Source organism: Brevundimonas sp., assembly GCF_004210735.1.
In the GTDB taxonomy this organism is placed as follows: domain Bacteria; phylum Pseudomonadota; class Alphaproteobacteria; order Caulobacterales; family Caulobacteraceae; genus Brevundimonas.
This window is the reverse complement of sequence record NZ_SDZL01000073.1, coordinates 1-9,628: the sequence shown is the minus strand read 5'-3', so window position 1 is coordinate 9,628 and position 9,628 is coordinate 1. Positions and strand designations below refer to the sequence as shown.

At 68.1% G+C, this 9,628-nt stretch carries 11 protein-coding genes; 7 read left to right on the top strand and 4 right to left on the bottom strand.

The window, feature by feature from the left end:
• The coding region (locus EON91_RS12845; RefSeq protein WP_292095439.1) for an EamA family transporter at positions 1-379 on the bottom strand (379 nt) is incomplete at its 3' end.
• 145 nt (positions 380-524) lie between these two features.
• On the opposite strand from EON91_RS12845, the gene EON91_RS12840 reads away from it, so the two are divergent.
• The 3 genes from EON91_RS12840 to EON91_RS12830 are packed head-to-tail and all read left to right on the top strand — an operon-like array spanning position 525 to position 1,939.
• Entirely contained in the window at positions 525-947 is a 423-nt protein-coding gene (locus EON91_RS12840) for a YbaY family lipoprotein (RefSeq protein ID WP_292095437.1), read from the top strand.
• A complete protein-coding gene (locus EON91_RS12835; RefSeq protein ID WP_292095434.1) occupies positions 944-1,174 on the top strand; it encodes a ribbon-helix-helix domain-containing protein in 231 nt (76 codons plus the stop codon). The genes EON91_RS12840 and EON91_RS12835 overlap by 4 nt, the downstream gene beginning before the upstream one ends.
• 51 nt (positions 1,175-1,225) lie before the next feature.
• Positions 1,226-1,939, top strand: a complete 714-nt coding sequence (locus tag EON91_RS12830) for an SIMPL domain-containing protein (protein WP_292095432.1) — start codon at positions 1,226-1,228, stop codon at positions 1,937-1,939.
• Here EON91_RS12830 and EON91_RS12825 read toward each other — a convergent pair.
• Both EON91_RS12825 and EON91_RS12820 read right to left on the bottom strand, forming a co-directional pair.
• Positions 1,936-2,265, bottom strand: coding sequence for a hypothetical protein (locus EON91_RS12825; protein WP_292095430.1), 330 nt, complete (start codon positions 2,263-2,265; stop codon positions 1,936-1,938). The two genes, EON91_RS12830 and EON91_RS12825, sit on opposite strands and share 4 nt — an antisense overlap.
• A gap of 12 nt (positions 2,266-2,277) precedes the next feature.
• A complete protein-coding gene (locus tag EON91_RS12820) occupies positions 2,278-2,466 on the bottom strand; it encodes a hypothetical protein (protein WP_292095428.1) in 189 nt (62 codons plus the stop codon).
• 155 nt (positions 2,467-2,621) lie between these two features.
• Here EON91_RS12820 and EON91_RS12815 point away from each other — a divergent pair, with 155 nt between their 5' ends.
• Positions 2,622-4,943 (top strand): UvrD-helicase domain-containing protein, encoded by a 2,322-nt coding sequence (locus EON91_RS12815; RefSeq protein WP_292095424.1) that lies wholly within the window; start codon positions 2,622-2,624, stop codon positions 4,941-4,943.
• Position 4,944: 1 nt separating this feature from the next.
• On the opposite strand, the gene EON91_RS12810 is transcribed toward EON91_RS12815, so the two are convergent.
• Complete coding sequence (locus EON91_RS12810; RefSeq protein WP_292095422.1) at positions 4,945-5,487, bottom strand: DUF2059 domain-containing protein; 543 nt, start codon at positions 5,485-5,487, stop codon at positions 4,945-4,947.
• Between the two features lie 156 nt (positions 5,488-5,643).
• Between EON91_RS12810 and EON91_RS12805 the strand changes: the two genes are divergently transcribed.
• From EON91_RS12805 to mutL, 3 genes are all read left to right on the top strand, one after another.
• On the top strand, positions 5,644-6,930 hold the full coding sequence (locus EON91_RS12805; RefSeq protein ID WP_292095420.1) for an O-antigen ligase: 1,287 nt from the start codon (positions 5,644-5,646) through the stop codon (positions 6,928-6,930).
• Complete coding sequence (locus EON91_RS12800; RefSeq protein ID WP_292095417.1) at positions 6,896-8,989, top strand: DNA topoisomerase IV subunit B; 2,094 nt, start codon at positions 6,896-6,898, stop codon at positions 8,987-8,989. Before EON91_RS12805 ends, EON91_RS12800 begins: the two co-directional genes overlap by 35 nt.
• A gap of 199 nt (positions 8,990-9,188) precedes the next feature.
• On the top strand, positions 9,189-9,628 hold a 440-nt coding region (mutL, locus tag EON91_RS12795), incomplete at its 3' end, for a DNA mismatch repair endonuclease MutL (RefSeq protein ID WP_292095415.1).

Below are 9,628 nucleotides of genomic sequence, written 5' to 3'. Positions count from 1 at the left end.
GCGCCGCCTTCTGTTTCGACAGGACGCGGAACAGGATCAGGTTCAGGAAGGCTAGGGCCGCAAAGATCACCGCCACCACGGCCGAGGCGATCTTCTCCTCCGACGCATAGACGAAGGCGTAGCTGATCGAAAACGCGAACACGCCCTGCCCCGCCACCGCCAGATGCTGGGCCCGGGTCAGCCACAGCTTGCCACCCGCCACGCGCGCCACCGCAAACAGCAGGGCCGACGCCAGGCCGAAGCGCAACACGACGGACACCACAGGGTCCACCGCCCCCAGCTGGAAGGTGATGGCGTACCAGGTCGTGCCCCAGATCAGGGCGCACACGGCGACGCCGCCGATGGCCAGCAGGGTTGCAGTGTTCAGGGAACGGGGCACGGCGCGGCTCGACGACTGGTATGATGATGGGGGGACGATGGGGCGATAGCACCCTCACATGACCGGCGTCGTTCACGTCTTGCAGCCATATGTGTCGGCAGGGCGTTCTGCTAAGGTTGAACCCCGGTCCCCCAAGGAGGCCCCCATGCGCCATGCGACCTTCATCCTGCCTGCCGTGCCCGTTCTGGGCGCCCTGCTCCTGGCCGCCTGTGCCGGATCCCCGCAAGCGCCCGAGGCCATGACGACCGTCGAGGTCACGGCCCTGTATCGTGAGCGGATCATGCTGCCGCCGGGCCATACCCTGACCGTACGGGTCGAGGACGTCAGCCGCGCCGACACCGCTGCCGAAGTCATGGCCGAGCGCCGCATGCCGCTGGACGGCGGCCCGCCCTATGCCGTCAGCCTGAGCGTGCCCACCGCGCGCATCGATCCGCGCCACACCTATGCCGCCCGCGCCGAGATCCGCGATCCGTCGGGCGCCCTGCGCTTCACGACCGACACCCGTCACGCCGTCCTGACCCAGGGCGCGCCGAACCGGGCCGACATCATCCTTGTCGGCGTCCGTTGAGCGGACTGAAGAAACGCTCCGTCGTCCTGACCGGCCACGCCACCTCGGTGGCGCTGGAGCCTGAGTTCTGGGCCATTCTGGATCGCGTCGCGGTCGAGCGGGGGTTGAGCAAGGCTGGCCTGCTCGTGTGGATCGACGAGAACCGGGGGCGCCGCCCGCTGGCGTCGGCCTGCCGCTTGCTGGCGCTGGACTGGGCGCGAAGTCAGCCGCCATCCGCCGACGATTGACAGGCGGGCGACAGCGGCGCTTGCTGGCCTCCACCGCTGCAGGAGCCCATCATGGTCGACAGTCGCTTCTTTCCCGCCGTCGCCTTCGGCGGCCTGGTCGGCCTGGGACTGGTCGGCGGCGGCGCCTTGATCGGTCAGGGCGTGGTCAATGCCCGCGCCGGCGACCGCGCCGTCACCGTGCGCGGCCTGGCCGAGCGGGACGTTAAGGCCGACCTGGCCGTCCTGCCGATCCGCTTCACGGCATCAGGCGAGGTTCTGTCCGAAGTTCAGGCCCGCATCGACGGAGACCTGACCATCGTGCGCCAGTTCCTGAAGGCCCAGGGTTATCCCGACAGCGCGGTCGATCTGGGCCGGCTCGAGGTCGCCGACACCCGCTCGCGTGAATACGGAAACCAGACCGGGCCGCGCTTCATTCTGGCCCAGACGGTCAATGTGCGCACCAACGACGTGGAGCGGGTCCAGACCACCACACGCAGCCTGAATGATCTGGTCCGTCAGGGCGTCGTGCTTCAGGACTTCCAGGGCCCGTCCTACATCTTCACGCGGCTGAACGACGTGCGCCCGGCCATGATCGCCGAGGCGACCGCCGCCGCCCGCACCGGCGCCGAACAGTTCGCCAAGGATTCCGGCGCACCGCTGGGTCCCATCAAGCAGGCCGGTCAGGGCTCATTCGAAATCCTGCCGCGCGACGGCTCGGGTGACGAGGCTTCCTCCCCGAACAAGAAAGTCCGCGTCGTCACCACCATCAGCTACCGCCTGCGCTAGTTCGCGGGCGCCGGCGCGGGCGCGGGCGCCTCGGCCGTCGGCGGCTGAACGTCGGGCAAGGCCGGGCGGTCCGGCAGCCGGGGTGCATCCGGCAGCGTCGGTCGCGGCAGGTCGATGTCCACATTCACCTCGGACGGTTCGGGCACGGCCGGCGTCTGGCCAGAGTAGACAGCCCAGCCGATCAGCGCGACCACGACCAGCAGTCCGCCGACCAGAAACGCCAGCCAGGCGCCGCCCCTCTTTCGTTCGGGCGCGGTGTTGATGGTGGTTTGATGAACCACCCGCTCCTCACGGGGCGGCGGGGGCGGTGTGTTGATATCGCTCATGGGCTTGTCCCCTTACTGGCCGGACGGCACGGCGGGCGCCGAGACTTCCGGCAGATTCACATCCACGTCGACCTGTTTGGTTTCCGGTGCGCCGCCCCGGGCGAACACGAACCAGGCGATGATCGCGACGACGACCACCAGGCCGCCGATGATGAAAGCCATGCCGGCGTTGCCGCCGCCGCTGTTGGTGTTCTCGGCCATTGTGGCGCTCCTCCATTTGAACCTTTGCCGAGAACGAGGCCCGACGATTGCGGTTCCGACGGGTGGTTCAGTCGGCGCCCCACATTCGGCCCTGACTTTGCCGTCTGTGCTGCTTATGTTCCGGTTTCGAATCCGCCGAACGAGACCCTCAGTCAGTGAACGACGTCCCTGCCCCGCGCATCTCCGACCTGGCCCGCGCCCGCCCCCCCGAAGGGGCCGTCGGCGACTACCTGGCCGGGCTGAACCCGGAACAGCGCGACGCGGTCGAGACGACCGAGGGGCCGGTCCTCGTGCTGGCCGGCGCCGGCACGGGCAAGACCCGCGTCCTGACCACCCGGCTGGCCCACATCCTGGCCACCGGCCGCGCCCGTCCGTGGGAACTGCTGGTCGTCACCTTCACCAACAAGGCCGCGCGCGAAATGCGCGAGCGGATCACCCACCTGATCGGCCCCTCAGCCGAGGGCCTGCGCTGGCTGGGCACCTTCCACTCGGTCGCGGCTCAGATCCTGCGCCGCCACGCCGAACTGGTGGGCCTGAAATCCAGCTTCACCATCCTGGACACCGACGATCAGGAACGGCTGCTGAAACAGCTGCTGGAGGCCGCCAACGTCGACACCAAGCGCTTCACGCCCAAGTCGCTGGCCCATCTGATCGACCACTGGAAGAACCGCGGCTGGACCCCGGACAAGCTGCCGCCGGGCGAGGATTTCGCCAACGGCAAGGGCCAGACCCTGTACGCCGCCTACCAGGCGCGACTGGCCACGCTGAACGCCTGCGACTTCGGCGATCTGTTGCTGCACAACCTGACCATCCTGTCGAAACACGCCGATCTGGCTGAAGAATATCGTCGCCGGTTCCGCTATATCCTGGTCGACGAATACCAGGACACCAACGTCGCCCAGTATCTGTGGCTGCGGCTGCTGACCGCCTCGACCGGCAACGTCTGCTGCGTCGGCGACGACGATCAGTCGATCTACGGCTGGCGCGGGGCCGAGGTGGACAACATCCTGCGGTTCGAGCGCGACTTCCCCGGCGCCAAGGTGATCCGGCTGGAGCGGAACTATCGCTCGACCTCGCACATCCTGGGCGCGGCCTCGGGCCTGATCGCCACCAACAAGGACCGCCTGGGCAAGACCCTGTGGACCGAGGCCGAGGGCGGCGACAAGGTTCAGGTGCGCGGCGTCTGGGACGGTGAGGCCGAGGCCCGCCTGATCGCGGACGAGATCGAGACCGCGCGCCGATCCGGCATGGATTACAAGAAGATGGCCGTGCTTGTTCGCGCGTCATTCCAGATGCGGGCGTTCGAGGAACGCTTCCTGATGCTGGCCATCCCCTACACCGTCATCGGCGGCCCGCGGTTCTTCGAACGGGCCGAAATCCGCGACGCCCACGCCTATCTGCGCCTGATCCAGTCGGAAGACGACGACCTGGCCTTCGAACGCATCGTCAATGTGCCCAAGCGCGGCATCGGCGACACCAGCGTGCAGAAGATCCTGCACATCGCGCGCGAAAACGGCGTCTCGGCCATGGCGGCGGTCCGCCACCTGATCACCACGGACGAGCTTCAGGCCCGCACCCGCACGCCGCTGGCCAATTTCGTCCGCGACCTGGACCGCTGGCGCCTGCTGGCCGCCGACACGCCCCACTGGCAGGTGACCGAGACCCTGCTGGAGGAAAGCGGCTACACCGACATGCAGAAGGCCGACCGCACCAGCGGCCAGACCCGGCTCGACAACCTGAAGGAGCTGGTCCAGTCGATGCAGCAGTTCGAGACGCTGCAGGCCTATCTGGAGCACGTCTCCCTGGTCATGGACCTGGATCGCGGCGACAGTCAGGACTCGGTTCAGATCATGACCCTGCACGGGGCCAAGGGGCTGGAGTTCCCGCTGGTCTTCCTGCCCGGCTGGGAAGAGGGCGTCTTCCCCTCCCAGCGCAGCATCGACGAAAAGGGCGAAAAGGGCCTGGAGGAGGAACGCCGCCTGGCCTACGTCGGCGTCACCCGCGCCCGCGACCAGGCCCGCATCAGCTTTGCCGCCAACCGTCAGGTCTACGGCCGCTGGACCAGCCAGCTGCCCAGCCGCTTCGTAGACGAACTGCCCCTCGACCACGTCGAGGCCCAGTCCGACACCGGCTACTACGGCGCCTCCGCCGGCATGAAGGAGGCCAAGAGCCGCTGGGACGACGCCCCGTCCTTCGGCAGCGGCTATTCCAGCCCCGGCTGGAAACGCGCCCAGACCTTCACCGCCGCCCAGACGCCCCGCCCCGCCCACGCCCGCCATACGGTGATCGAAGGCGAAGGCCGCCTGGTCGCCACCGCCGATCCGAAATCTGGCTCAGGCTTCAAACGCGGCGACCGCGTCTTCCACCAGAAATTCGGCTACGGCGCCGTGCGCGGCGTCGAAGGCAACAAACTGGTCGTCGCCTTCGACAAGGCCGGCGAGAAGAAGGTCATCGACACCTTTGTGGAGCGGGGGTGAGCTAGCGCTTGGGCGGTTGAGCGGTGCGCAAACCCAACGCTTCGCAATCCAGCCGCCGACAGAGTTGCGAGGTCATTTCACGCTCCATGAGCGGCGCGAATTCTTGCATCAGATCCCCTGAACGCTGGGATAGCATCACGGTCTTCGCCATGATCGAGCGCCCGACTGCGCTCTCATAGAAAGCCACCATCTGTTCAAGCTCGTCGATAGTGAAAATCTCTACGTACAGCTCGATGGTCGCTTCCTGCATCTGCGGCAGCACCACATCGTAGGCTGCAATCAACGCATCTCGAGCAATTCCGCGTTTCTCCTCGGGGATCCGGCTGCGTGCCAGAAGTTGTCCCGACATGGACTCTATCATCGTATTCACCAGCTTTTCGTACTGGATCGCGACAAGGTACCGGCGGATCAGTTCGGTCTTCTTGGCTACGTCCGCCGAGTCCGAAGGTTGCGCAGTTTCCACTTCCTGAGCGTGCGCTCGCGCAGCGACGCCTGAAGTCGCGCACATGACCATCGCCGCAACAGCGGCCAGAACGATTCTCATAATAAGCCTCCCCCGATTTCCCGCCTTAGTGGCACGGCCTGATCCTGGCGCGCCAGGCCCACGCTTCGTTAACCGCGTTCCGTCACCCTCCGCGTCGTGCGCCCGCCTCGTCCAGATTCGTCGCTGACCGATCCGGCGCCGCCCCTGTGGGAACAGGTGGCGGCCGGGTTCGTGATCGTCATTCTGACCGGCGCGCTGATCGGGCCGATCTTTGCGCCGGATCAGGGCGAGACGCCGATCCTGCGGCTGGTCTGGTTGCCGGTCTATGCGATCACCGGCGCCCTGCTGATGTTCCGGTTCGAGCGGGTCGTGCGCGTCTGGCCCGCCTGGCTGGCGCTGCTGGCCGTGCTGATCCTGGCCTTCGTGTCGAAATACTGGTCGATCGATCCGGGCGTCACCGTGCGCCGGGTCATCGCCCTGGCGGCCACCGGCGCTTTCGCCCTGTATCTGGGCGCGGCGTTTCGGGGGCCTCATCTGCCGCGTTTGCTGACCTGGTGCGCCTTGCTGATGGGGATCGGTAGCCTGTTCATGGTCTTCGCCATGCCGTCCATCGGCGTCCATCACGACGTCAACGCGGGCCTGTGGCGCGGCCTGTGGTACGAGAAGAACCAGATGGGCCTGGTCATGGTGGCCGGGGCGACCGCGGCCGCCGCCTGGCTGGCGTCCGGGTCGAACGGCCGCATCGTCCCGCTGCTGACGCTCGCGATCAGCGTGCTGCTGATCCTGGCCACCCAGTCCAAGACCTCGCTGGTCTGTCTGGCGCTGGGCGTCGGCCTGATCGGGGGCCTGTGGGCGCTGCGTCAGGGCGGCGCGGCGCTGGCGGTCGTGGCCGTCTGGATCGGCGTCATCGGCGCCGTCGGCGGCTGGTGGCTGTGGACCGAACAGGGTCCGGCCCTGCTTGAAGCGCTGGGCAAGGATCCGTCCCTGACCGGCCGGACCGACATCTGGGCCGCCCTGATGCGCCGCGTCGCCGAGCGGCCATGGACGGGCTATGGCTACGGCGCCTTCTGGGGCGTGGATTCCGTGCCCGCCCGCTATGTGCGGATAGAGACCCAGTGGCCGGTGCCGTCGGCGCACAACGGCTGGATCGACCTGCTGGTCCAGCTGGGCTGGCCCGGCGCGATCCTGGTGGGCGTCATCATGGCCGCCGCGACCCTCGCCACCGTCTGGCGTCTGCCCCGCGCGGGAGCGGCCGAGGGGTATTGGGGCCTGGCCTATCTGGCGGTTTTCGGTCTGCTCAGCCTGTCGGAAAGCGTGCTGCTGACGCACCAGAACCTGCCGTGGGTGCTGTGCCTGGCGATTCTGGCCCGCGCGGTGGCGCCGGAACCGGCCCCGGTTCGCGCCCCGCTTGCTCCAAAGCGCCGCGCGGCCTACCAGACGAGCCCCCGAATCGCCGCACAGTATCGCCATGGCCGACTCCGCAGCTCCTTCCCTGTTCGATGACATCCCGGAACCGGCCGCGCCCCAGCCGGCCGCGCCAAAACCCGTCGCTGCGCCCGTCGTCGCGGCCGTCCCCGCGCACGAGCCCAAGGTCGAGCTGACCAGCCACGCCAGCGCGGCCACCGCCGCCGCCACCGGCTATTCCGCCTCGTCGATCGAGGTGCTTGAGGGGTTGGAGCCCGTCCGCAAGCGCCCCGGCATGTATATCGGCGGCACCGACGAACGCGCCCTGCACCACCTGTTCGCCGAAGTCCTGGACAACGCCATGGACGAGGCGGTGGCCAAACACGCCAAGCTGATCACCGTCGATCTGGACGCCGAGGGCTATCTGTCCGTCCGCGACGACGGGCGCGGCATTCCGGTCGATCCGCACCCCAAACATCCGGGCAAGTCGGCGCTGGAAGTCGTCATGACCGTGCTGCACTCGGGCGGCAAATTTTCGGGCAAGGCCTATGAAACCTCTGGCGGTTTGCACGGCGTCGGCGTGTCCGTGGTCAACGCCCTGGCCGAGCATCTGGACGTCACCGTCTGGCGCGACGGCTTCGAATGGCGCCAGTCGTTCAGCCGCGGCCACGTCCAGGGTCCGATCCAGCAGGTCGGCCCGTCCAAAAAGAAGGGCACCCTGATCCGGTTCAAGCCGGACGAGCAGATCTTTGGCGTCGGCGCGGCGTTCAAGCCCGCCCGCCTGTTCCGCATGGCGCGGGCCAAGGCCTATCTGTTCCGCGGGGTCGAGATCAAATGGACCTGCGCGCCGGATCGCATCACCGACGCGACCCCGGCCGAGGCCCTGCTGCACTTCCCGGGCGGTCTGGCCGACGCCCTGGCCGAGCGCGTGGGCGAGATGGACACCGTCACCCCCATGTTCGCCGGCCGCGCCGAGCGCAAGGGCGAGGCGGGCGCCCTGGAATGGGCCGTCACCTGGTCGCCGATCGGCTTTGGCGACGCCGACAGCTTCGTCGCCTCCTACTGCAACACCGTCTCGACCCCCGACGGCGGCACGCACGAGGCCGGTTTCCGCGCCGCCCTGGTCAAGGGCTTGAAAGCCTACGGCGAGCTGATCAACGAGAAGCGCGCCGCCCAGATCACGGCCGAGGACGTCATCGCCAACGCCGGGGCGATGATCTCCATCTTCATCCGCAACCCCGAATTCCAGGGCCAGACCAAGGACCGCCTGTCCTCGCCAGAGGGGGCGCGCCTGGCCGAGCAACTGCTGCGCGACCCGTTCGACCACTGGCTGACCGAAAGCCCCAAACAGGCCAACACCCTGCTGGGCTTCGTCATCGACCGGGCCGAGGACCGCTTGCGCCGCCGCAAGGACAAGGAGGTCCAGCGCGCCGCCGCCACCCGCAAGCTGCGCCTGCCGGGCAAGCTGTCGGATTGCTCACGGCAAGCCGCCGAGGGCACCGAACTTTTCATCGTCGAGGGCGACTCGGCCGGCGGCTCGGCCAAACAGGCGCGCGACCGCACGACCCAGGCCATCCTGCCCCTGCGCGGCAAGATCCTGAACGTCGCCTCGGCCACGGCGGACAAGCTGCGCCAGAACGTCGAACTGTCCGACCTGGCCCTGGCCCTGGGCGTCCAGCCGGGCGCCCGGTTCAACATCGAGGACCTGCGTTACGAGCGCATCGTCATCATGACCGACGCCGACGTGGACGGCGCCCACATCGCGGCGCTGCTGATCACCTTCTTCTATCGCTCGATGCCCGAGACGATCCGTCAGGGCCGCCTGTTCATGGCCCTGCCACCGCTTTACCGGATCAGCGCCGGCCCCCTGTCGGAATACGCCCGCGACGACGCCCACCGCGACGAACTGCTGGCCACCGTCTTCAAGGGCAAGAAGGTCGAGATCGGCCGGTTCAAGGGCCTGGGCGAGATGATGGCCTCGCAGTTGAAAGAGACCACCATGGATCCCAGGAAACGAACCCTGGCCCGCGTCTCCCTGCCCGACAGCGAGGAAGAGATCGAGGATCTGGTCGAACGCCTGATGGGCCGCAAGGCCGAGGCCCGCTACCAGTTCATTCAGGAGAACGCCCGCTTCGTCGTCGACGAACTGGACGTCTAATTCGCCCTTCTCCCCTCGGGGGAGAAGGTGGGCGCCGGAGGCGCTCGGATGAGGGGGCTCTGTCAACAGGCAGACCTTCAGCCGATGCGCATGAGGCCAACAGCCCCCTCATCCGTCTTGCTCCGCAAGCCACCTTCTCCCCCGAGGGGAGAAGGATTACTCGCCGCGCGCCAGCTGCCCCGCTATCCTGCCGAGTCTCATGCCCATTCGTCGCCTCCCGCCCGAAACCGTCAACCGCATCGCCGCCGGCGAGGTGGTCGAACGCCCGGCCAGCGCCATCAAGGAGCTGGTCGAGAACGCGCTGGACGCGGGCGCCGCGCATATCGAAGTCCAGGCCGACGGCGGCGGCCTGTCCCGCATCCTGATCGCCGACGACGGCAAGGGCATTCCGGTCGACGAACTGCCCCTGGCGGTCGAGCGTCACGCCACGTCAAAGCTGGAACCTGACGACGCGGGCGACGTGGACCTGCTGCGCATCTCCACCCTGGGCTTCCGGGGCGAGGCCCTGCCCTCGATCGGTTCGGTCGCGCGCCTGACCATCACCACCCGCGCCCGCGACGAAGCGGACGCCTGGGCCGTCACCGTCGACGGCGGCGACCAGCGTCCGGTGGCCCCCGCCGGCTTCCCTGGCCCGCACGG

Excerpts from the sequence above, each read along its gene's own strand:
- EON91_RS12830 (WP_292095432.1), top strand. The coding sequence starts at position 1,226 with ATGGTCGACAGTCGCTTCTTTCCCGCCGTCGCCTTCGGCGGCCTGGTC.
- EON91_RS12825 (WP_292095430.1), bottom strand. The coding sequence starts at position 2,265 with ATGAGCGATATCAACACACCGCCCCCGCCGCCCCGTGAGGAGCGGGTG.
- EON91_RS12800 (WP_292095417.1), top strand. The coding sequence starts at position 6,896 with ATGGCCGACTCCGCAGCTCCTTCCCTGTTCGATGACATCCCGGAACCG.
- EON91_RS12820 (WP_292095428.1), bottom strand. The coding sequence starts at position 2,466 with ATGGCCGAGAACACCAACAGCGGCGGCGGCAACGCCGGCATGGCTTTC.
- EON91_RS12810 (WP_292095422.1), bottom strand. The coding sequence starts at position 5,487 with ATGAGAATCGTTCTGGCCGCTGTTGCGGCGATGGTCATGTGCGCGACT.
- EON91_RS12840 (WP_292095437.1), top strand. The coding sequence starts at position 525 with ATGCGCCATGCGACCTTCATCCTGCCTGCCGTGCCCGTTCTGGGCGCC.